18 protein-coding genes and 1 tRNA gene are annotated in these 24,266 nt (G+C 51.1%); 12 read left to right on the top strand and 7 right to left on the bottom strand.

The features are described 5' to 3' along the window. Positions 1-2: 2 nt before the first annotated feature. The 11 genes from recQ (at position 3) to E5354_RS08480 (ending at position 15,980) form a co-directional block, all read left to right on the top strand. Positions 3-1,826, top strand: coding sequence for a DNA helicase RecQ (recQ, locus tag E5354_RS08530; RefSeq protein WP_135947207.1), 1,824 nt, complete (start codon positions 3-5; stop codon positions 1,824-1,826). Positions 1,827-1,829: 3 nt separating this feature from the next. After that, a complete protein-coding gene (locus tag E5354_RS08525; RefSeq protein ID WP_123396236.1) occupies positions 1,830-2,411 on the top strand; it encodes a Crp/Fnr family transcriptional regulator in 582 nt (193 codons plus the stop codon). Between the two features lie 147 nt (positions 2,412-2,558). Continuing rightward, positions 2,559-3,725: an efflux RND transporter periplasmic adaptor subunit gene (locus E5354_RS08520; protein ID WP_123396235.1), complete on the top strand. Its 1,167-nt coding sequence runs from the start codon at positions 2,559-2,561 to the stop codon at positions 3,723-3,725. Positions 3,726-3,777: 52 nt separating this feature from the next. Then, positions 3,778-7,155 (top strand): efflux RND transporter permease subunit, encoded by a 3,378-nt coding sequence (locus tag E5354_RS08515; protein WP_123396234.1) that lies wholly within the window; start codon positions 3,778-3,780, stop codon positions 7,153-7,155. 22 nt (positions 7,156-7,177) lie between these two features. Continuing rightward, positions 7,178-8,557, top strand: coding sequence for a TolC family protein (locus E5354_RS08510; protein ID WP_168184359.1), 1,380 nt, complete (start codon positions 7,178-7,180; stop codon positions 8,555-8,557). Between the two features lie 22 nt (positions 8,558-8,579). Then, positions 8,580-9,365, top strand: coding sequence for an acyl-ACP--UDP-N-acetylglucosamine O-acyltransferase (gene lpxA / locus E5354_RS08505; protein WP_123396232.1), 786 nt, complete (start codon positions 8,580-8,582; stop codon positions 9,363-9,365). Between the two features lie 113 nt (positions 9,366-9,478). Then, entirely contained in the window at positions 9,479-10,456 is a 978-nt protein-coding gene (locus tag E5354_RS08500) for a diacylglycerol/lipid kinase family protein (protein WP_123396231.1), read from the top strand. A 147-nt stretch (positions 10,457-10,603) separates the two neighbouring features. Next, positions 10,604-12,547, top strand: coding sequence for a glycogen debranching enzyme N-terminal domain-containing protein (locus E5354_RS08495; protein ID WP_135947206.1), 1,944 nt, complete (start codon positions 10,604-10,606; stop codon positions 12,545-12,547). 10 nt (positions 12,548-12,557) lie between these two features. After that, positions 12,558-13,820 carry a glycosyltransferase family 4 protein gene (locus E5354_RS08490; protein WP_135947205.1) on the top strand — a complete coding sequence of 421 codons (1,263 nt, stop codon included), beginning with the start codon at positions 12,558-12,560 and terminating at the stop codon, positions 13,818-13,820. Positions 13,821-13,868: 48 nt separating this feature from the next. Beyond that, the gene (locus E5354_RS08485; RefSeq protein ID WP_135947204.1) at positions 13,869-15,320 is read left to right on the top strand and encodes a glycoside hydrolase family 57 protein; all 1,452 of its coding nucleotides are present in this window, start codon (positions 13,869-13,871) and stop codon (positions 15,318-15,320) included. A gap of 141 nt (positions 15,321-15,461) precedes the next feature. Further along, the gene (locus E5354_RS08480; protein ID WP_135947203.1) at positions 15,462-15,980 is read left to right on the top strand and encodes a ferritin; all 519 of its coding nucleotides are present in this window, start codon (positions 15,462-15,464) and stop codon (positions 15,978-15,980) included. Between the two features lie 85 nt (positions 15,981-16,065). On the opposite strand, the gene E5354_RS08475 is transcribed toward E5354_RS08480, so the two are convergent. The 4 genes from E5354_RS08475 to metG form a co-directional block, all read right to left on the bottom strand. Further along, positions 16,066-17,691, bottom strand: a complete 1,626-nt coding sequence (locus tag E5354_RS08475) for a ribonuclease E/G (RefSeq protein ID WP_123396226.1) — start codon at positions 17,689-17,691, stop codon at positions 16,066-16,068. A gap of 308 nt (positions 17,692-17,999) precedes the next feature. Continuing rightward, positions 18,000-18,272, bottom strand: coding sequence for an HU family DNA-binding protein (locus tag E5354_RS08470; RefSeq protein ID WP_123396225.1), 273 nt, complete (start codon positions 18,270-18,272; stop codon positions 18,000-18,002). A 184-nt stretch (positions 18,273-18,456) separates the two neighbouring features. Further along, a complete protein-coding gene (locus E5354_RS08465) occupies positions 18,457-19,497 on the bottom strand; it encodes an asparaginase (protein WP_135947202.1) in 1,041 nt (346 codons plus the stop codon). Positions 19,498-19,541: 44 nt separating this feature from the next. Beyond that, positions 19,542-21,584: a methionine--tRNA ligase gene (gene metG, locus E5354_RS08460; protein WP_123396223.1), complete on the bottom strand. Its 2,043-nt coding sequence runs from the start codon at positions 21,582-21,584 to the stop codon at positions 19,542-19,544. A 278-nt stretch (positions 21,585-21,862) separates the two neighbouring features. On the opposite strand from metG, the gene E5354_RS08455 reads away from it, so the two are divergent. Further along, positions 21,863-22,042, top strand: a complete 180-nt coding sequence (locus tag E5354_RS08455) for a DUF4250 domain-containing protein (protein ID WP_123396222.1) — start codon at positions 21,863-21,865, stop codon at positions 22,040-22,042. Positions 22,043-22,051: 9 nt separating this feature from the next. Here the strand turns inward: E5354_RS08455 and E5354_RS08450 are convergent, their stop codons facing one another. From E5354_RS08450 to E5354_RS08440, 3 genes are all read right to left on the bottom strand, one after another. Then, entirely contained in the window at positions 22,052-22,807 is a 756-nt protein-coding gene (locus E5354_RS08450) for an exodeoxyribonuclease III (protein WP_123396221.1), read from the bottom strand. Between the two features lie 128 nt (positions 22,808-22,935). Then, positions 22,936-23,940: an ROK family protein gene (locus E5354_RS08445; RefSeq protein WP_123396220.1), complete on the bottom strand. Its 1,005-nt coding sequence runs from the start codon at positions 23,938-23,940 to the stop codon at positions 22,936-22,938. A gap of 188 nt (positions 23,941-24,128) precedes the next feature. Next, positions 24,129-24,200 (bottom strand) — tRNA-Met (locus E5354_RS08440). Positions 24,201-24,266: the final 66 nt, after the last annotated feature.

Genomic DNA, 24,266 nt, shown 5'->3' with positions numbered 1-24,266 from the left:
CGATGAAGCCCGACAACAACGACATAGACTTAAAAGCCGGTGCATTGCTGCGCCGATTCTACGGTTACAGCTCATTCCGCGAAGGCCAGCTCGAAATAATACGCAACGTAATGTCACGCCGCGACACACTGGTGCTCATGCCCACAGGCGGAGGAAAATCGATATGCTACCAGATTCCGGCTCTACTGAACGAAGGATGCTGCATCGTCATCTCCCCGTTGATATCATTGATGAAGGACCAGGTCACGGCACTTAACGCCAACGGCATCCCGGCAGCGGCAATCAACAGCGCCAATGTAGAACAGGTGAATTCCGACATCATGCGGCAGGCATCGCTCGGAAGAATAAAGCTGCTCTACATGTCACCCGAGCGACTGATTCTCGAAATGGAACATCGCAATTTCGGCAACTGGGTAAGCCTGTTTGCTATCGACGAGGCGCACTGCATATCGCAATGGGGACATGACTTCCGTCCCGAGTACACTGCACTAAACTGCATAAAGGCGTCATATCCCGGCATACCCGTGATGGCGCTTACTGCAACGGCCGACAAAATAACGCGTGACGACATAGCCACTCAATTGTGCCTGAAAAATCCCTACATTCACCTCGCGTCATTTGACCGTCCAAACATTTCGCTCAAAGTGCTCGCCAACCCCGGAAAGGCCAAGCGGATAAACATCATAACGCGCATGATCGACCGCTACCCCGACGACTCGGGCATAGTCTACTGCCTGAGCCGCAAAGGGGCCGAAACGACCAATGCCGAACTTGAAACGAGAGGCTACCGCTCGATTGTATATCACGCCGGACTCTCAAACAAAGAGCGTGACCAAGCCCAGGAACGATTCATAAACGGCGATGTGCAGGTAGTGTGCGCCACCGTGGCATTCGGCATGGGAATCGACAAGAGCAACATTCGATGGGTATTGCACAACAACATGCCGCGCAACATGGAGAGCTACTATCAGGAGATAGGTCGAGCAGGACGCGACGGCATGAAAGCGGAAACGCTCCTGTTTTACTCATTTGCCGACATTGCCACGCTACAAAGTTTCATCGAAAAATCGGGACAACCGGCATTGAACACCGAAAAACTGACACGCATGAAGGAGTATTGCGAGGCCACCGTGTGCCGGCGCCGGGTGCTCCTCAGCTACTTCAACGAAGAGTATGACCACGATTGCGGCAACTGCGACGTGTGCCTCGACCCTCCTGTAAGATTTGACGGGACAAGAATCGTACAGATGGCGTTGAGCGCGATGAGCCGCACCAACGAGATGATAGGCTTGACCATGCTCATCGACATACTACGCGGTTCGGCTCGCGCCGAGCTTATCGAGCGAGGTTACGACCGAATAAAAACCTACGGCGTTGGGCGTGACCTGTCGTTTTCGGAGTGGAACGCCTATCTTTCCCAAATGCTGCAGCTCGGCATCATCGAAATCGCCTACACTGAATCAAATCATCTTAAGATAACGCCTTACGGGCGCAGCATACTGAAAGGCGAGCGCACGGTCATGCTTGCAAAATTCTTCTTCGACAAGACATCGTCGTCAAAGAAGCGCAAGTCTGCGGCTCAAAGCACGGTCAATCCGGCCGAGCAACTGTTCAGCGAGCTCAAGCGCCTGCGACTCTCCATTGCCCGCAACGAAGGTGTGGCTCCCTACATCGTGTTCAGCGACAAAACGCTCATGGAGATGGTGCGTCACCGTCCCGTAAACATGCGCGAATTCATAGCTATCGAAGGTGTCGGCGAACGAAAAGCCGTCAAGTACTGGGCACCCTTCACCTCCCTCATCAAGAATTTCCGAAAAAGCGACTAACACATGCCACACCCCATAGACATCCTGCGACGAGTGCACAATCTGTCGCCCGAGCGCATCGCCAAGATAAAATCGGTGATGCAGGAAGCCCACATGCAACGAGGCGACATAATCGACGGACAAAAGCAGATAATAGCCAACTCATACTACATCAAGAAGGGGGCGGCAAGGGTGTTTTACATCCGAAACGGAAAAGAGCACACCGTTTCATTCGCCTTTGACGACGAATACCTCATGACCCACTCGTTTCTGGTAAAGAACATCAACACAACGTTCACGATAATGTTTCTCGAAGACAGCGACATCGTCTACGTGCCCCACATCAGGCTGCACGACATGCTCAACGACATCGAGGAGATAAACCAGGAGGAAACCGCACTGTTCCTTAACGCATCGCTGCTGCACTACACCGCCTACCTTGAAGAACGCATATATGCATTCCAGAATGCAAATGCCGTGGAGCGTTACAATTGGGCCGTAGCACGATATCCGCGACTATTGGAATGCGCCACCGTAACACAAATAGCATCTTTTCTCGGACTGACAAAAGAAACACTCTACCGAATCCGCTCCGGCAAGTATTAAACCGCACAAAATCTTTATTAAAAAACATTAAATATCGTGATGAATATGACATTTATCATATTACATCCCGTTTTGTTTTGCGAACTTTGCACCATAAATTGATAAATAGAAAATTTTTAAGGGTAAAAAGATTTTAACATTAACGTTATGAAATTCAATGTAGCTAACACTACCGGAGTTGCCCTCTCATCTGTATTAATGCTTTGCCTTACCGCGTGTGGCGGTGGACAGCAGCAACAGACTCAAGCTTCAGCTCCGGAAATCGCGACACTAACAGTAAACTACGGCAATTCGGAACTTGAAAGTGCTTTCCCTGCAACCATAAAAGGACGCACCGACATTGACATTCGCCCCCAAGTCACAGGATTCATTACCAAAGTACATGTAGATGAAGGTCAGCAAGTACACAAGGGACAAGCCTTGTTCACCCTCGACCAAGTACAATTTCAGGCTGCTGTTGACGCAGCACAGGCAGCGGTAAAGGTAGCTGAAAGCGCCGTACAGACAGCCCAGCTCACCGCCAACAACAAGCGCAAACTGTTTGACAAAAACATAATCAGTGAATATGAGTGGCAGATGGCCGACAACGCTCTCACACAGGCAAAGGCTCAGCTATCGTCGGCAAAAGCCAATCTTGTCACAGCACAGAAAAATCTCGCCTACACCGTGGTGACCTCACCCAGCGACGGCGTAATCGGCTCCATCCCCAATCGTGAAGGATCGCTCGCATCGCCCTCATCGGCAACCCCGTTGACAACTGTCAGCGACAATTCGGAAGTGTATGCCTACTTCTCGCTCAATGAGAAAGACATCCTCGACCTCACTAAGGGCGGCACAATATCGCTCAACAAGAGCGTGAGCGAAATGCCCGAAGTGTCACTGCGCCTTGCCAACGGCGAGGTATATCCTCTCAAAGGCAAAGTAGCCACAGTGTCGGGAGTAATCGACAACACTACCGGAGCCGCAACAGTGCGCGCACTGTTCAAGAACGGCCAGGGAATGCTTCGCAGCGGAAGCACCGGCTCGATTCTAATCCCCCACGTTGCCGACAGCGTAATCATAATACCCCAGAAAGCCACCTATGAGCTTCAGGACCGCCGATTCGTATATGTCGTAAACGACTCCAACAAAGTAGCTTCGACTCCCATCACAGTAAGCCCGGTAAATGACGGACAAAACTACATTGTAACTTCAGGTCTTAAGGCCGGCGACCGCATTGCGGTGGAAGGCGTAGGAACAATCGTACGCGAAGGCATTACCATCTCTCCCAAAGCCGCAGGCGAAGCCAATCAGCCCCAGGCTCCACAACAGTAATTGACTGATGTCAATCATCACAGTGTTTTTAATAATTGTCTGACAACAAGAAATGAAACTTGATACATTTATTAACCGTCCGGTGCTTTCGACGGTTATATCAATCTTTATTGTGTTGCTGGGTCTGATTGGACTGTTTGCACTGCCGGTCACCCAGTTTCCCGATATTGCACCGCCCACCATTTCGGTGACCACCTCCTATCAGGGAGCCAACGCCCAGGCTGTGCTTAACTCAGTAATCGCACCTCTTGAGGAATCGATCAACGGTGCCGAAGGCATGACCTACATCGAATCAACAGCCACCAACAACGGTAGCGCCACCATCAACGTGTACTTTGAACAGGGTTTCGACCCCAACATGGCCGCTGTCGATGTACAGAACCGAGTGTCAAAAGCTCAGGGTCTGCTTCCCGCCGAAGTAACGCGCGTGGGCGTCATCACCCAGAAGCGCCAGACCTCAATGCTTCTCGGCCTTACCATATACGACGAGGACGGCACCTATCCCGAAAACTTCATCGAGAACTATGTAAAAATCAACATCATTCCGCAGATCCAGCGTATACAAGGAGTTGGTGACGCAATGGTAATGGGTGCCGACTACTCGATGCGTATATGGCTCAAGCCCGATGTAATGGCACAATATCACCTGATGCCTACCGATATATCGGCCGCACTTGCCGAGCAGAATATCGAAGCCGCTCCCGGTGCATTCGGCGAGCAGGGTAATCAGAGCTTCCAGTACATCATGCGTTACAAGGGCCGCCTCGTAACACCTGAAGAATTTGACAACATCGTAATCCGCGCCAATGAAAACGGCGACGTGCTTTACCTTAAGGATGTAGCCGATGTCGAACTCGGCCGCGTAAGCTACGGATTCCACAACAAGATGAACGGCAAAGCCGCCGTTACGGCAATCATATTCCAGACTCCGGGTTCAAATGCAACCCAGATCATCAACGAGTGTCTTGCCTATCTCGACGATGTAAAGAAAGAACTTCCCAAGGGACTCGGTCTTGAAATCCCCTTGAACAACAACGAGTTCCTCGATGCTTCGATCCATGAGGTCATCAAGACCCTCATCGAGGCATTCATCCTCGTGTTCTTTGTTGTTTACGTGTTTCTCCAGGACTTCCGTTCAACCATCATCCCCGCAATCGCCATCCCGGTTGCATTGGTGGGTACATTCTTCGTCATGAACCTCATCGGGTTCTCGATCAACCTCATCACCCTCTCGGCTCTCGTCCTTGCGATTGCGATTGTGGTCGACGACGCCATAGTGGTGGTCGAGGCGGTCCACGCCAAACTCGATGTGGGCTACAAGAGCGCACGCAAGGCATCAATCGATGCCATGGGTGAAATTGCAGGAGCACTCGTGTCGATCACCCTTGTAATGATGCTCGTGTTCATCCCCGTGTCATTCATGCCCGGCACCTCAGGTGTGTTCTACAAGCAGTTCGGTCTTACCATGGCCATAGCCATCGGTTTCTCGGCTGTCAACGCGCTCACCTTGTCGCCTGCGCTTTGTGCCGTGTTCCTGAAAGCCCACGACGACAAGTCGTCGCTTAAGGAGCGAATGGGAACAGCCTACGGTGAAGCGGCCGAAACGATGAAGAAGCGCTACAGCAGCGCATTCAAGCTCAACCTACCCCCGTTGGTTACAGCCCTGTTCCTCGTTGCCACAATCACATTCATGGTACTTGGCTGGTACAGCACCGAGTCAATATGGAAACTCGTTGTAGCCTCCATCTGCGCCATCGTCACCATAATGGGTATATTCAGCTCACGCTTCCATGCAGGATTTGAGATAGGTTACAACCGTCTGCTCAAGCTCTACAACTCGGTAACCAAGTTCTTCGTTTCCCACAAGATCACTTCATTCGCCATCGTCGGCGGTTCGATCGCCATCCTTGTGTGGTTGATGAACTCCACCCCGAGCGCCCTCGTGCCCAATGAAGATACCGGAACAATATTCTGTATGGTCGACATGCCCCCGGGCACATCACAGGAGCGCACCGGCGAGGTTCTCGACCAAGTCGACGGCATTATCGGCTCGATACCCGCCGTTCAGTCACGTACAATGATCGACGGTTACAGCTTCATCGCCGGACAGGGTGCAACCTACGGTACATTCATCATCAAGCTGAAGAACTGGAGCCAGCGTTCAAAATCCGAAAGCTCTGATGCCATAATACAGCAGCTCTATGCCCTTACCGGACAACAGGTGAAGGACGGCCGTGTGATGATATTCGCACCGCCTATGATTACCGGTTACTCGGCAACCAACGGTTTTGAAATCAAGATGCAGGACAAGACCGGAGGCGACATTAACACATTCTTCCAGGTTGTACAAGGATTCCTTGGCGCATTGAACCAGTGTCCTGAAATCCAGATGGCCTACACTACATTCAACCCCACATTCCCCCAGTACCTTGTCGATGTGGATGCCGCAAAGGCAAAGCAGGCCGGCATCAGTCCGTCGACAATCCTCTCCACCCTGCAGGGATACTACGGAGGTATGTACGTGTCCAACTTCAACCGTTTCGGAAAGCTTTACCGCGTTATGATGCAAGCCTCGCCTGAAGCACGTGTATCGCCCGAAACATTGAACAATATCAAGATACGTAACGGCAACGAAATGGCTTCATTGAGCAACTTCGTGACCCTCAAGCGCATATACGGCCCTGACTTGCTCAACCGATTCAATATGTTCCAGTCGATATCGGTAACCGGACAGCCTACTCCCGGCTATTCGTCGGGCGACGCCATCGCAGCCATCGAGCGCACAGCCGCCGAATACCTGCCCCAGGGCTACGGATATGAATACGCCGGTATGACCCGTGAGGAGGCCAATTCGTCAAGCGGTAGCGCAACAGCTATCATATTCGGACTCTGTCTGCTCTTCGTGTACCTGCTTCTATCGGCACAGTACGAAAGCTACATCATTCCCTGGGCCGTTATCCTTTCGATTCCCTTCGGACTTATGGGCTCGTTCATCTTTGCCCAGATATTCGGCATATCCAACAACATCTATCTGCAAATCGCGCTAATCATGCTTATCGGACTTTTGGCCAAGAACGCAATCCTCATCGTAGAGTTTGCACTTGAGCGCCGACGCACGGGCATGTCGATTGTCAATTCGGCCATCGCCGGAGCATCAGCCCGTCTTCGCCCGATTCTCATGACATCGCTGGCCCTGATTATCGGTCTGTTGCCTATGATGTTTGCCGACGGAGCAGGTGCCAACGGTAACAACGCCCTCGGTACCGGTTCAATCGGAGGTATGCTTATCGGTATGATTCTGCAGGTACTCATCGTTCCGGCGCTCTTCGTCACCTTCCAGATAATCCAGGAGAAGATATCGCCGCTGAAGTGGGAAGACACCGACAACACCGGTATCGAATCGGAAATCGAGCAGTACTCTCGCTCTTAACTTAATGCACAAAGGAAAAATCATGAACAATATATCACGTATCGCAATAATGGTTGTAAGTGTGGGAGCTCTTTCGAGCTGCCACATCTACAACAAGTTTGAGATGCCCACCGAGGACAATGCGCTCACATCGGAGTATGTGCAGGCCAAGGAAACCGAGGAAAACGCCGAGGCTTTCGGAAACCTTCGCTGGGAAGAGGTATTCACCGACCCGATGCTTGTCGACCTCATCAATCAGGCTCTTGCCAACAACACCAATCTCAGCAACGCCAAACTTAACATCGACATAGCTCACGCCCAGCTCAAGGGAGCGCGATTGAGCTACCTCCCCTCGGTGACACTCGCCCCCAACGGTGCAGGTTCGTCATTCGACCACTCCAAGATGTCATGGTCCTATCAGCTTCCTCTCGCAGTGAGCTGGGAGGTCGACCTCTTCGGAAAATTGCTCAACAGCAACCGTCGCGCCAAGCAGGCCCTTCTTCAGAGTGAAGCCTATCAGCAGGCCGTGCGCTCGCAGCTCATCGCCGGTGTGGCCAACTGCTACTATGCAATATCCATGCTTGAAACTCAGCTGAAAATCAGCCGACAGACAGCTGAATACTGGAAGGAGAGCGTACAGATCATGAAGAACTTCAAGCTCGCCGGCCGTGTAAACGAAAGCGCCGTAGTACAAAGCACCGCCAACTACTACAGCCTTCTCGCCTCAATCACCGACCTTGAAGTGTCGTTGAACGAAGCCAACAACACCATGTCGCTGCTCCTCAACGTTATGCCTCAGACATGGAACATCCAGGCCGATGCCCGATTTGAGGCACCCGCCATCATGCGCGAAGGAGTGCCCATGCGCGAACTCGCTTCACGCCCCGATGTAAGAGCGTCGGAACACTCGCTGGCTATGGCCTACTATGCCACCAACCAGGCTCGCTCGGCATTCTATCCCGGCCTCAACATATCGGCCAACGGAGGCTTCACCAACCTCATGGGCTCGATGGTGTCAAATCCCGCCAAGTTCTTCGTTCAGCTTGCCGGACAGCTTACCGCACCGCTATTTGCCCGCGGACAGCTCATCTCCAACCTTGAGGCTGCACGAGCACAGCAGGAGCAGGCTATGAACAACTTCGAGTACACGCTGCTCAGTGCAAGCGCCGAGGTGAGCAACGCCCTGATGCTCTACACCAAAAGCAACGAAAAAGCCGACTATCTGAAAAATCAGGTAGAAAATCTTGAAAAATCGGTCGAATATACTCAGGAATTGCTATCTTTGGACGGACGCACCACCTATCTGGAAGTGCTCACCGCCCAGCAGAGCCTCCTCGCAGCCCAGCTGTCGCAGGCAAGCTGCGAAAACGCAAGAGCGCGTGCAGCCATCAACCTGTATCAGTCGCTCGGCGGAGGACGATAATTTAACTTAAACACTTACAACCATGATTAGTCCATTAGCTCATGTCGACCCGTCGGCAAAGATTGGCAACAATGTCACCATCCATCCATTCGCTTACATCGATGCAAATGTCGAGATAGGCGACGATTGCGAGATAATGCCCTACGCAAGCATAATGAACGGCACGCGCATGGGAAAGCACAACAAAGTCTACCAAGGCGCAATAATCGGTGCCGACCCGCAGGATTTCCGATGGAAAGGTGAGAAGACCTACTGCACCATCGGCGACAACAACGTGATAAGAGAGCATGTGATCATAAACCGAGGCATACGCTCTACAGGATCCACCGTAATAGGCGACGACTGCTTCATTATGGCCGACGCACACATAGGCCACGACAGCCTCATAAAGGGACGCTCGGTGATAGGCAACGGCGTTACGCTCGCAGGCGACTGCACGGTAGGCCAGTGCACCATCCTCTCGTCCAACGCCATCATGCACGAGCGCAGCGAAGTTGGCGACTGGGTGCTCATCAAGGGTGGCTGCCGCATCGTTGGCAACGTGCCCCCTTATGTCATCATAGCCCACAACCCTGCGGTATATTACGGAATCAACGCCGTAATAATGCGCAAGCACGGATTCACCGACGACCAGATCGACGATGTTGCCAAGAGCTACCGCCACATCTACCAGTCGGGAACCTCGGTGTTCAACGCCGTTAAGCGCGTCGAAGCCGATGTGGCTCCGAGCGACATACGCTCCAACATCATCGACTTCATCCGCAACCACGACCTCAAAATCGTTGCAATACCGCTCGATTACGAATAATTCACGATTTTATAACATTTTTTTAGCAGCCTGCCGAAATCACATTCGGCAGGCTGTTTGTTTAATTTCTACAGAAATCGTATCTTTGCACATATTGATTACACGTAAACACAATGAACACTTCGCGCCAACTGCTGCTTATAATAAACCCCGTTTCAGGTATTGGAAGCAAAGACACTATTGAGCCTCTCGTGCGCAGTCGACTTGAGCCTCTCGGATTTGAAATCTCCACAGCCTATACCTGTGCCCACGGCGATGCCACTCGCCTTGCCGGGAACGCCGTTGACGCAGGCTTCTACGGAGTAATCGCCGCCGGTGGCGACGGAACGGTCAACGAAACGGCAGCGGCATTGTGTCACAGCAACACGGCACTGGGCATCATCCCCTGCGGGTCGGGCAACGGTCTTGCACGACACCTCGGAATACCCCTCGACCCGTTGAGCGCGGTCAAGATCATAGCCGAAAATCACATCGTGAAGAGCGACTACGGCGCAGTTAATGACATGCCTTTCTTCTGCACTTTCGGCGTGGGATTCGATGCCGCCGTAAGCAGCAATTTCGCCCGACAGCATCGTCGAGGAAAACTCGCCTACATAAAAAGCGCAATCTCGGAATACATCAAATTCCATCCTCAGGTATATACAATAAGTGCCAACGGGCACATTCTTACCGAAAAAGCATTCCTGATAGCGTGCTGCAACGCATCGCAGTATGGCAACAACGCATATATAGCTCCCACTGCGAGCATAACCGACGGACTGCTCGACATCACGATCATCCACGCAGGCACGCCGTTTGACACCGCCCTCGTGGGTATGGATCTATTCACCGGATACATTAACTCAAATACCATGATACACACTTTCAGAGCACCGTCGGCAGTAATATACCGACAAAGCGAAGGACCCGCGCATCTCGACGGAGAACCGGTGACCATCGACGACACCATGGCAATAAAATGCCATGCCAACGCACTGCCTATATTCACCCCCTCGCGTGAAATCGAATTCCGACCCATCATAACACCGATTGAAAACGCACTCAAGGACTTGGCCAGCTCATTTAACCGTCTAATAGCCCGAAAAGTGTGACATTCCAACCAATATCAAACCAATAAAACCTACTTTTTCATCTAATACCGGTACTTTTTTTTAAATAATTTTGCTTAATCCCGAAAAATTCAGTAACATTGTGCATCGATACCTTAAAACCGAATTATATCCTAACAATTTTATATAATGAGTTATCTTAAATTTGATAAAAACCTCATGATTAACCTCGAGCAATCTCTTCCAAAGGAGATGCTGCGCACTAATCAAGCCGGAGCTTATCATTGCTCATCTATCGTAGGATGCAACACCCGCAAGCAACACGGCCTGCTGGTAATTCCTATAAAAGAGATGGACAATAAATCATTCGTCATGCTGTCATCGCTTGACGAAACGGTAATTCAGCATGGTGCCCCGTTTAATCTTGGGTTACACCGGTATTCCGGTGGAGTATACAGTCCCAAAGGACACAAGTACATTCGTGAATATGACTGCGAAAGCGTTCCGCGCACTACCTATCGTGTAGGAGGAGTTATCCTTACCAAGGAGATGATATTCATCTCTCAGGAAAACCGAATACTGATCCGTTACACGCTCGTCGACGCACATTCGGCCACCACACTGCAGTTCCGTCCGTTCCTCGCTTTCCGCGAGTCCAACGAGCTCGTAGTCCAGAACGGTAATCTCAACCAGAATTACAACGAAGTCAACAACGGCGTGTCGTTCTGCCTCTACGACGGGTTCCCCACACTATACATGCAGTTCAACCATAAGCCCACTTGGGTATCACAGCCCAACTGGTACAACGGCATCGAATATGTCAAGGACCTTGAGCGCGGAGTTCCCTATACCGAGGACCTTTGGGTGCCCGGATATTTTGAAATCCCCATCAAGAAGGGTGAATCAATCATATTCTCGGCCGGAACTACCGAAGCATCGCCTCGCTCGCTCAACAAGATGTATGAAGTCGAGCTCGCAAGCCGCACATGCCGCACCAGCTTCTACAACTGCCTGAAGAACGCAGCCAAGCAGTTCTACATCAAGGACGAAGACGGCGAGTTCATCAAGTCGGGCTATCCCTGGGGACCCATCCGCGCACGCGACACATTCATCGCCCTGCCCGGAACCACTCTGGCCATCAATCATGAAAATGACTTCCATGACATCATGGCAACAGCCTCAAAGGCGCTGAACAACTTCATCGACAACGAAACACTCGACTCGCGCATACACGGAATCGACCTCCCCGATGTGCCGCTGTGGGCCATCTGGAGCATCCAGCAGTATGCCAAGAACGCAGGCGTTGACAAGGCTCGTGAAAAGTACCTGCCGCTGGCAGCCCGAATCCTCGACTGGATAATCGCCGGCGGACATCCCAACCTTGAAGTGCAGACGAGCGGGCTCGTAGCCACCGCCGGTACATCGGTTCCCGTGTCATGGATGAACGCCACCTCCAACGGATGGCCTCTCATACCCCGCTCGGGACTCCTCGTTGAGTTCAATGCTCTGTGGTACAACGCGCTAATGTTCACCTACAACATTTCGGAAGGCATCAAGGCTTACGAAGAGCGCCGCGAGCATTGGGGAACTATAGCCGAGCAGGCCAAGACGGCATTCGTTGACACATTCCTCAACGACCACGGCTACCTCTACGACTACGTAAACGGACACTATGCCGACCTGTCGGTGCGTCCCAACATGGCAATCGCAATCGGACTTGACTACTCGCCGCTCGATCGCCGTCAGCGCAAGGGCGTGCTCGATGTAGTGACCCGTGAGCTGCTGACCCCCAAGGGACTACGCACATTGTCGCCCAAGAGCTACGGTTACCAGCCGTTCTACCTCGGCTCGCCCGAAGAGCGCGAACGCGCCTACCACAACGGCCCGGCACGCCCATGGCTGATGGGCTCCTACGCCGACGCCTACATCAAAGTGTTCGGCATGAGCGGTGTAAGCTATATCGACCGAATGCTCATCGGCTTCGAGGAAGAGATGAGCAACGGCTGCATAGGCACCATTTCACAGCTCTACGACGGCAACCCGCCCTTTACCGGACGAGGAGCAATTTCACAAGCGACCAATGTCGCCGAAGTTCTCCGCACACTCCGCAACCTTAAAAAGTTAAACATGTAATCATCCTTCCATGAAAGCATTAATGTTTGGATGGGAATTCCCACCTCATATCCTCGGCGGTCTTGGCACTGCCAGCTACGGTCTCACCAAGGGAATGTGGGAGTGTGGCAATATGGACATCACATTTGTAATTCCCAAACCGTTTGGCGACGAGGACAAGAGCTTCGCTAAAATAATAGGCGCGTCACAGACTCCCATAGCCTGGCGCGATGTAAGCCGCGAATATGTCGAGAGCCGCATCGGTAACGTTATGAACCCCGATGAGTACTTCCGTCTTCGCGACCACATTTACGCCGATTTCAACTATATGCGCACCAACGATTTGGGCTGCATTGAGTTCTCAGGCCGTTATCCCGACAACCTGCTGGAGGAAATCAACAACTACTCCATCTGCGCAGGCGTAATCGCCCGCACCGAGGAGTTTGATGTAATCCACTCCCACGACTGGCTCACCTACCCTGCCGGCATACACGCAAAGCAGGTGACCGGAAAGCCTCTCGTGATTCACGTGCATGCAACCGACTTCGACCGCTCGCGCGGCAATGTAAACCCCACGGTCTACAACATCGAGCGCGACGGAATGCTTCACGCCGACCACATCATCACAGTGAGCAACCTCACCCGCAACACAGTCATCGACAAATATGGCATCGACCCCGCAAAGGTGACCACCGTACACAATGCCGTGACTCCCCTTAGCGAAGAGCTGCTCAATGTAAATCCGCCCCGCTCCAAGGAAAAAGTAGTTACATTCCTCGGCCGTATAACCATGCAGAAAGGCCCCGAGTACTTCGTGGAAGCTGCCGCCCGCGTGTTGAAGAACAATCACAACGTGCGATTTGTGATGGCCGGAAGCGGCGACATGATGGACAAAATGATAACCCTCGCGGCTGAACGCGGAATTGCCGACCGGTTCCACTTCCCCGGATTCCAGAAAGGCAAGCAGGTTTACGAAATGCTGAAGGCAAGCGATGTGTACGTGATGCCTTCCGTATCGGAGCCCTTCGGTATATCGCCTCTCGAAGCCATGCAGATGGGTGTTCCGTCAATCATCTCAAAGCAGTCGGGTTGCGCCGAAATCCTCACCAATGTAATCAAGACCGACTACTGGGACATCGACGCCATGGCCAATGCCATATATTCGATTGTCACCTATCCCGCAATGCACGCGCAGCTGCAGGAGGACGGCTTGAACGAAGTGAACCAGATAACCTGGGACAAAGCCGGAGCAAAGGTGATCGACATATACAACCGTGTGCTTCACCGCAATTAACCATAACGCCAATAAACACAACAAAAACTTATAATAAACCACAAGCTCATGAAAGCTATTTGTTTTTATTTCCAGATTCATCAGCCGTTCAGGCTCAAAAGATATCGTTTCTTCGACATAGGCAACGACCACTACTACTATGATGACTTCGCCAACGACGACATCATCACCCGCATAGCTCATCGCAGCTACATCCCCGCAGCCGAGGCCCTGCTTAGAATGATCGAGCAGACAGGAGGAAAATTCCGCTGCGCACTATCCATCACCGGAACTGCCCTTGAGCAGTGCGAGCAGTACGTGCCCGAATTCATCGACCTGCTCAAGAAGCTTGCCGATACCGGAAAGGTTGAATTCCTTGCCGAAACCTACGCTCACTCTCTGTCATCGCTAATCGATCCCGAAGAGTTTACAATGCAGGTACGCGCTCACGACGACAAGATCTACGAGCTGTTTGGCCAGCGCCCCAAGGTGCTTCGCAACACCGAGTTGATCTACTGCGACGAAATGGCACCCATGATCTACGAAATGGGCTACAAGGGCTGCATAACCGAAGGCGCAAAGCACATCCTCGGATGGAAGTCGCCCAACTATGTCTACTCGGCCGCCTCATGCCCCAAGCTGAAGCTGCTTCTGAAGAACGACAAGCTCAGCGATGACATCTCGTTCCGTTTCAGCAACCCCGAGTGGGACGCTTACCCCCTGACCGCCGACAAGTATATCGACTGGATTGCATCGACTCCCGCCGAGGAGCAGGTAATCAACCTGTTCATGAGCCTCGAAACATTTGGCGAGCTTCAGCCGAGAGAAAGCGGCATCTTCCAGTTCCTTGAAGCACTTCCCCGCTTCGCCGCCGAACGCGGAATCGACTTCTGGACTCCCTCGGAAGTTGTGTCAAAGTGCAAGGCTATCGATTCGCTCAGCGTACTCTACCCCATTTCATGGGCCGACGAAGCTCGCGACACTTCGGCTTGGCTTGGCAACAAGCTCCAGAACGAAGCCTTCAACAAGCTCTATTCGGTAGCTGAACGCGTACGACTCTGCTCCGACCGCCGACTCAAGCAGGACTGGCAGTATCTCCAGGGAAGCGACCACTTCTTCTATATGTCGACCAAGCACATGAACGATGGAGCCGTACATGCAATGTTCAGCCCCTATGAAACTCCGTTCCAGGCGTTCACCAACTACATGAACGTGCTTGCCGACTTCATCGTGCGCGTCGAAGAGCAATATCCCCTCTCGATCGAGAACGAAGAGCTCAACTCGCTGCTCACAACAATCCGCAACCAGGCTACCGAAATCGAGGTGCTGAACAAGGAAGTGGCATCAATGCGCAACAACCTCGAGCACTACGACGAGGAGCACGCCAAGCGTGAAGCTCTCGCAGCCGAGGAAGAGAAGAAAAAAACTGCCAAGAAAAAAGCCGCTCCCAAAAAGGAGGCCGACAAAAAGGAAACTCCTAAAAAGGCAGCTACCAAGAAAACGGCTAAAAAAGAGGAATAAATACTAACGCAATAGCCTCCGGGCTCGGAAACAAAATTCCGGGCTCGTTTTTTTAACAGCGCCTCTACTCAACTCATCACGCATGATGAATGTTAATATTAAGATATAGCGTAACGATTAACCAATTTTTCAATTATAACAATGCTTAGCAACAAAGTACAAAGCGCTCTCAACGCGCAAATCAATGCCGAGTTCTGGTCGGCCTATCTCTACCTCTCAATGGCTTGCCACTTCGATGCCGAAGGAAAGCCCGGAATCGCCAACTGGTTCCGCATCCAGTTCCAGGAAGAGCAGGCTCACGCACAGATATTCATGAACTATGTCAACGCCCGTGCAGGTCGCGTTGAATTGAAGCCCATCGACGCAGTGCCCACCCAGTGGGAATCACCCATCGCAGCTTTTGAGAACACTCTCGAGCACGAGCGCAAGGTGACTTCACTTATCAACGACCTATATGCACTCGCCGAAGCAGAGCATGACTACGCTACACGCGACCAGCTCAACTGGTTTGTTAAGGAGCAGGTTGAGGAAGAGGACACCGCCCGTCAGCTCATCGACAAGTTCAAATTGATCGGCAACGACGGCATGGGACAGTACATGCTCGACCAGGAGCTCGCCTCAAGAGTTTACAACGTTCCCTCTCCCCTCGCACAGGCTTGATACAAAGTAAATATTACAACAAAGGCTGCCCGCCAATCGCGGACAGCCTTTGATTTTTTCAAGATTTCAATAAGGCGCTGACACCTTAATCTTCATTCTTATTCCTTTCCTTGGCTTTAGTCTTTGACTTTGTCGAAGAGGAATCCATGTCCTTTTCCTCGGCAAGGTCTATCTCATTTTTCTTTGAGTCTATGACTCTGTACTGCAAATAGGCCAACGATTGATCGGGCAATATCTTGAAGCGGCTGCCAAACTCCATCTTCCACTTTCGATAGAGCGACAATAAGCCCTTTTTAAGATATGCATCAACGTAGGGATGCACATACATCGTAAATCCGCTTTCATGCAGATTATTAATCAGGTAGTCAAGCTTCTCCTTCAATACATCGGTAAACAGCAACGACGGCTGCACCTCGCCTTTTCCGTAACACGACGGGCATTTCTCTGAGGTGACGATGTCGAGAGCCGGCCGCACGCGCTGGCGGGTTATCTGCATCAACCCGAATTTACTCAACGGCAGGATATTGTGCCGGGCGCGGTCATTGGCCATAACCTCCCTCATGTGTTCGTAAAGAGCCTGTCGATGTTCCGACTTGTTCATGTCGATAAAGTCTATCACGATAATGCCGCCCATGTCACGCAGCCTCAACTGGCGCGCTATCTCGTCGGCCGCCCTCAGATTGACCTCAAGGGCATTGCTCTCCTGGTCATTGGAGGCCTTCGAGCGGTTACCTGAATTTACATCGATTACGTGAAGCGCTTCAGTGTGCTCTATAATGATATATGCGCCCGATTTGAACGACACCGTCTTACCAAACGACGACTTTATCTGCTTGGTGATGTTGAAGTGGTCGAATATCGGTTCATCCTTGGCATAGAGCTTTACGATGTCGGCACGATCGGGAGCTATGAGGTCGACATATTTCTTTATCTGACCGTAAGTTTCCGCATCGTTGACATAAATGCTTTCAAACGATGGACTGAACACATCACGCAACATGCTCACAATACGACTTTCCTCCTCAAATATTAGCGACGGAACGGTCGACGACTGGGCCTTGGCCACTGTATCTTCCCAACATTTCAACAATGTCTTCAATTCATGATTCAGTTCGGCCACTCTTTTTCCCTCGGCTGAGGTGCGCACTATCACGCCGAAATTCTTGGGGCGGATGCTCTCTACGAGCTGGCGCAGACGAAGTTTCTCTTCGGTCGTCTTAATCTTTTGCGATACCGATATCTTATCGCCGAAGGGGATGAGTACAAGGAAGCGTCCGGTAAACGTTATCTCGGTAGTCAGTCGCGGACCTTTGGAGGATATGGGCTCTTTTGCTATCTGAACCATCAACTGCATGTCCTTTTCAAGGACATCGGTCACCGAACCGTGCTTGTCGATGTCAGGGAGGAGCTTCATTTTTGACACTTGTGGCAAGTGTTTCTTGTCGTCAAGCGCTTGCTTGACAAACTGGTAGTAGGATGAGAACTGGGAGCCTAAGTCTAAGTAATGAAGAAACGCGTCTTTTTCGTAGCCTACATCAACGAATGCGGCATTCAATCCCGGCATGAGCTTCTTGACTCGTGCCAGATAAATGTCGCCCACTGCGTAGGAAATGTTTCTCGACTCTTTCTGGAGCGATACGAGCCGGGAATCCTCAGTCAAGGCGATTGACACCTCGGTGGATTGTACATCTACTATGAGTTCACTTCTCATTTCTTAACTGCCACCCTCTAATGAGTGCCGAGCCACGGTGGCGATGACTCTTTATTATATACGCTGAGAACAAACGTGACTGGGTCAATTACGTTGGGCGACTTGATCAAGTTTGTTCTCGAGTATATACGTTTTTTTAATTGTCAATCGAAGAATATTGAATTATTTCTTCTTATGACGATTCTTTCTAAGGCGTTTTTTGCGCTTGTGAGTTGCCATCTTGTGGCCTTTTCTTTTCTTTCCGCTTGGCATTTTTACGCTGTTTAAAGTTAATAATATGGGTTATATAAAATCTCTAAAGTTGATCATTACTTCACCTCTTCCATGAAGACCTTGGCAGGCTTGAAAGCGGGAATCTTATGTTCCGGGATAATGATGGTGGTGTTCTTTGAAATGTTGCGGGCGGTCTTCTCCGAACGAGTCTTTACGATGAAGCTGCCAAATCCGCGGAGATATACATTCTCTCCATGTGCCAAAGAATCTTTTACAATCTCCATGAACTTTTCGATAGTCTCAAGTACATTAGCTTTTTCGATACCGGTTGTCTTAGAGATTTCGTTTACGATGTCGGCTTTAGTCATTTTTTCTACTAAATTTTATGATTATAATAATTACAATATTATTGACTGGCAAAACTCTTTGCGTCCAAACATTAGACTCCGTGATTTTTGCAACTGCAAATATCGCACTTTTTTTTCAATTAGACGCAATATGCTCGGCAATTTTTAAATAAAATTCTCAAATTCATACTCTTAGACAATGTTTTCACAATGTCACTTCTCCACATAACGAGCATTCAAGGTACTTTCGCACATCGGCGGCTTCAAGTCCGAGTCCGAAAAGATACATCATCTTCGTTATGGCCGCTTCAGCTGTCATGTCGTGACCCGATATTACGCCGGCAGCAGCAAGACGGTCGCCGGCCACATAACGCTTGGTGTGTACTCCGCCGTTGACACACTGCGTTATGTTCAATATCACGATGTCACGATTCACTGCGTCACGTATGGCATCGGAAAACCATTGCGAAGTGGGCGCGTTACCGGCTCCGAATGTCTTAAGCACGATGCCCTTTATGCCGGGAGTGTTGAGCTGGTGGCGAAGTATCTCCTCGGTTATGCCCGGATGTAGGTCGAGAAACATCACGTTTGAGTCCATTGCGTAACGCACCTTCAGCGGACGCTTGACAATGGCGCGCATCAACGACTCCTCGTTGAAGTGTATGCCAAGGCCTATCTTCGCAAGCGATGGATAGTTGTTGCTCTTGAACGCATTGAAGTTATCGGCGCTCATTTTGGTTGAGCGGTTGCCACGCCAAAGATAGTTCTCAAAGAGTATCGCAACCTCCTGCACCATGGGGGCGCCGCTTATGTCGGTAGCCGCAGCTATTTGCAATGCCGTTATGAGGTTCTCCTCGCCGTCGGTTCTCACTTCGCCTATAGGCAGTTGCGAGCCGGTTATAATTACAGGCTTGTGAAGATTCTCGAGCATGAACGACAACGCCGAGGCCGTATAGGCCATGGTGTCGGTTCCATGAAGCACCACAAAACCGTCAAAGCGGTCAAAGTTGTCCTCAATCGCCTTGGCTATCTCCATCCAGCATTGCGGATTCATGTCCGACGAGTCGATAGGCGATTGAAACTGTATGTTCTCGATTCTATAATCGAGCATCTTTATCTTGGGCACATTGTCGATCAGGTGCCTGAAGTCAAAGGGTTGCAACGCATGAGTCTGCGGATTCTCAATCATTCCGATTGTTCCTCCGGTGTAGACTATCAGTATATTGGGTTTGCGTTCACTGTTCATTGTTAGAGGTCGGGGAGTTAGAGGATTATATTGCATCGTAACCCTTATTTAACCTGTGCTCCGGGCACCACGGGAGCAGTCGGGCCCATGACTACAAGGCGGCCGTCGGGATTCTCGGCCGACAGGATCATGCCCTGCGACACGATGCCGCGCAGCTTGCGGGGTGGCAGATTGGCGATGAAGCACACCTGCTTGCCCACAAGGTCTTCAGGCTCGTAGTACTTTGCGATTCCCGACACGATGGTGCGCTTCGACATTCCGTCGTCGATAAGGAACTGCAGCAGCTTGTCGGCCTTGGGCACCTTCTTGCACTCAAGCACGGTGCCTACTCGCAGGTCGGCCTTCATGAATGTGTCAAAGTCAACATCCTCGGCCTGAGGAGCCACTGTCCACGCATCGATCATGTTCTGGCGCTTGTTGTCCTCAAGACGCTTTATCTGTGCTTCGATTGCGGCATCCTCGATTTTGTCAAAGAGCAATTCGGCCTCGCCCAAGTGGCGCCCTGCGGGAATAAGGTCGTTACGGCCCAGCTCGTCCCAATTTATCTCGTTCATTCCGAGCATTCCGCGAAGCTTCTTCGACATGAAAGGCATGAACGGCTCAAAGGCCACGGCGATGTTGGCACACATCTGAGCTGCTACATTGAGTATTGTAGCCGTGCGCGCCATGTCACTCTTGGCCACCTTCCAAGGCTCGGTTTCCTGAAGATATTTGTTTCCGAGGCGGGCTATGTTCATCGCATCCTTCAATGCCTCTCTGAAATGGAAGTTGTCGAGATTGTCGCTCAACGAGCTCTTTATCGACTTGAGTTCGGCAAATGCGTCATTGTCTATCGGCTGATATTCTCCGGCGGCGGGAACCTCTCCGTTGAAGTATTTGTGAGTGAGCACCACGGCGCGGTTCACGAAGTTTCCGAGAATGGCCACAAGCTCGCTGTTGTTGCGGGCCTGGAAGTCACGCCATGTGAAGTCGTTGTCCTTTGTTTCGGGAGCGTTGGCTGTGAGCACGTAACGCAGCACATCCTGCTTTCCGGGGAAGTCCACGAGATACTCGTGAAGCCACACCGCCCAGTTGCGCGAAGTCGAAATCTTGTCACCTTCGAGGTTCAGGAACTCATTGGCAGGAACGTTGTCGGGCAGCTGGAAGCCGTCGCCGTAGGCCATGAGCATTGCGGGAAACACAATGCAGTGGAACACAATGTTGTCCTTGCCTATGAAATTGATTATGCGGGTTTCGGGATCTTTCCAGTAAGTGGCCCATGTGTCGGGGAGCAGCTCCTTGGTGTTGGAGATGTAGCCTATCGGCGCATCAAACCACACATAGAGCACCTTTCCCTCGGCACCCTCCACGGGCACGGGGATTCCCCAGTCGAGGTCACGGCTCACCGCACGGGGCTGCAAGCCCATGTCGAGCCATGATTTGCACTGGCCGTACACATTGGTCTTCCACTCCTTGTGACCTTCAAGAATCCACTCGCGCAGAGCGGGTTCCCACTTGTCGAGGGGCAGATACCAGTGCTTGGTTTCACGCATCACGGGCACACTGCCGGTTATCGCGCTCTTGGGCTCGATAAGGTCGGTGGCGTTGAGCGATGTACCGCAGGCTTCGCACTGGTCACCGTAGGCGCGTTCATTTCCGCAATGAGGGCACTTGCCCACAACGTAACGGTCGGCAAGGAACTGCCCGGCCTCTTCGTCGTAAAGCTGCATCGATGTGTTTTCGATAAACTCGCCCTTGTCATACAGACGGCGGAAAAACTCGCTTGCCGTAGCCGAATGCGTGTCGGAAGTGGTACGTGAATATACATCAAATGAAATTCCCAGCTCTTCAAACGAATCCTTGATTATCTTATGGTACCTGTCGACAATGTCCTGAGGGGTCACGCCTTCGCGACGGGCCTTTATTGTGATGGGCACTCCGTGTTCATCGCTTCCGCCTACGAGCACTACATCTTTGCCGCAAAGCCTGAGGTAACGCGCATAGATGTCGGCCGGAACATATACACCGGCAAGATGACCTATGTGAACGGGACCGTTGGCATAGGGTAATGCGGTGGTTATCAAGGTACGTTTGAATTTCTTTTCCATTGTATGATTACATTTTTTATTTCAGAGTACAAAATTAGCTTTTCTCCGTGAAATAATAAAATAGCCGAGGTTACAAATTATCTCAATTCCATGCGTTTAATTGCCGCAAAGGCTCTCATTAGCAACGCGTTTGTCGCATCTGAGAGCCTTTTGCTATACATTTTTCATCAACAGCTGCTGTTTTGCGTCACAATTGCAACTATTTGATGCGATTTAATTGCAAGATTATTTTTTTTGTAACTTTGCCGCAAATTATATCTGCAATATCGTTCTTAATCATGGATAATCTGCCTCAGGACCCGGCTATGCTGTTCAGTTTCATAAACATGAAACTGCGTGACGAATACCCCTCGCTCGACGAGCTGTGTGCATCGCTCGACATCGACCGCAAGCTTCTTGAAGAAAAGCTCAACGCGGCCGGATGGGAGTATAACCCCGAAGCCAACAAGTTTTGGTAATGGCTGCCGTCAATCGGTGAGCAAGAGCTCAACGGGACAATGGTCGGCGCCATGGATTTCGCTGTGTATGGCGGCGCCTTCGAGCCTCGGCAACAACCGCTCCGATATCAGGAAATAGTCGATGCGCCATCCGGCGTTACGTTGTCGCGCCTTATAGAAATAGCTCCACCATGTGTAAGCCCCCGTGGCATCGGGATGCAGGTAACGGAACGTGTCGACAAATCCGGCCTGAAGAAGCAGCTCAAGCTCGCGGCGCTCCTCATCGGAATATCCGGCCGACCCCCTGTTTCTGTCAGGGTTGACCAAATCGATGTCACTGCGGGCCACGTTCAAGTCACCGCACACTATTACAGGCTTCTCCTTGTCGAGCGACATGACATATTCACGGAAACTGCGCTCCCATGCCACACGATAGTCAATGCGCTTCAGTCCCTCCTGTGAATTTGGAGTGTACACGTTGACCAGGTAGAAGTCGGCCATTTCAAGCGTGACAACACGCCCTTCGTGATTGTGTTCCTCGACACCTATGCCGTAACGCACCGACACAGGCTCGATGCGGGTGAATATGGCCGTTCCCGAATACCCCTTCTTATCGGCATAGTTCCAATAGGAATCATATCCGTCAAACGACAAATCAATCTGCCCTTCCTGCAGCTTGGTTTCCTGAATGCAGAAAAAATCGGCATCCAACTCCTTGAATACATCCTTGAATCCCTTGCCGCAACAGGCACGAAGCCCGTTGACATTCCATGATATGAATTTCATAACCGTAACGCTTATTCTATTTATTATAATAACGGATAATCCACGCCTTTGATTCGCGCAGTACCTTAAAATCGAAGCGGCCGCCCACAATGGAGCGGCCGCAATTATGAGTTGTCAAAATATCGACACTATACTTCAGCAAGAATCGTCTGAGCCGATGCCGGGGGAGGAGTGGGTCGTGCTTCCCAGCCCAATGCACTTGCGCCGAGCACGGCTGCGTCACTCTCCTTAAGTTCCGAAAGCAAGAGCTTGGTCTTTCCCTTGAACATGTTGAGCATATTGCGGTCCATCGACTCCTTTATAGGCTTCATCAGCAGCTCGCCTGCGCGTGCAAGTCCGCCAAAGAGTATGATTGCCTCAGGGCTTGAGAATGCAACGAAGTTGGCAAATGCGCGGCCCATGATTTCGCCCGTGTACTGGAATATCTCGCGGGCAAGCTTGTCGCCGGCAATGGCTGCGTCATATACATCCTTCGATGTAATCTCCTCGATGGGAAGGTCGCGAAGACGCGACGGATCGGTGCGTATCTCAAGGAACTCACGCGCTGTGCGTGCAACCCCTGTTGCCGAGCAGTAGGTTTCAAGACATCCGGTGCGTCCGCATCCACACATGCGTCCGTTGGAGGGCTTCACAATCACGTGGCCCAGCTCGCCGGCAAATCCGTCGTGGCCGTAGACAAGCTGACCGTTGACAACGATGCCGCTTCCTACTCCGGTTCCCAAGGTTATCATGATGAAATCCTTCATGCCGCGTGCCGCACCATAGGTCATTTCACCTATAGCGGCCGCGTTGGCATCATTTGTAACGGCGACAGGCACACCGAAAGCTTCGGTGAGCAGCTTGGCAAGAGGCACAACACCCTTCCAGGGCAGATTGGTGGCATACTCGATGGTTCCGGTGAAATAGTTGCTGTTGGGAGCTCCTACACCTATTCCGTGAATTTTATCTTTAGCATCGTGAGCCTCGATAAGCTTGTTTAGGGCTACCTTGAGCTCTGCGATATAATCCTCGATATTGGCATGCTTGCCTGTCTTTATCGAGTTACTTGCTATTACGTTTCCTCGTGCGTCAACTATACCGAATACGGTATTTGTACCGCCTATGTCGATTCCTACAACATAAGGTTTGCTCATAATTGTACTTGTGTATAAGTGGTTAATATTTGTAAGTCCTATGACAAAGATACTAATACGTTGTTTTACTCTCAACTTAATCGCATCTAAGACATAGTCAAAGATACAAAATAATTTGGACTATCGTTAAAAATTAACCAAAATAAAAAGGAAACAACCGTTTATAACGATTGTTTCCTCTATTTTAGTGGCGGGAGCAGGACTCGAACCTGCGACCTTTGGGTTATGAGCCCAACGAGCTACCACTGCTCCATCCCGCGATGTTGTTTTGTGAGTGCAAAGGTAGGCATTTTGGCCGTTACCACCAAATATACTCGCCTGTTTTT

This window comes from Muribaculum sp. NM65_B17 (genome assembly GCF_004793735.1).
Classification (GTDB): Bacteria; Bacteroidota; Bacteroidia; order Bacteroidales; family Muribaculaceae; genus Muribaculum; species Muribaculum gordoncarteri.
Note: the sequence above shows the minus strand (reverse complement) of the source record. Positions and strands in the feature narration are given on the sequence as shown.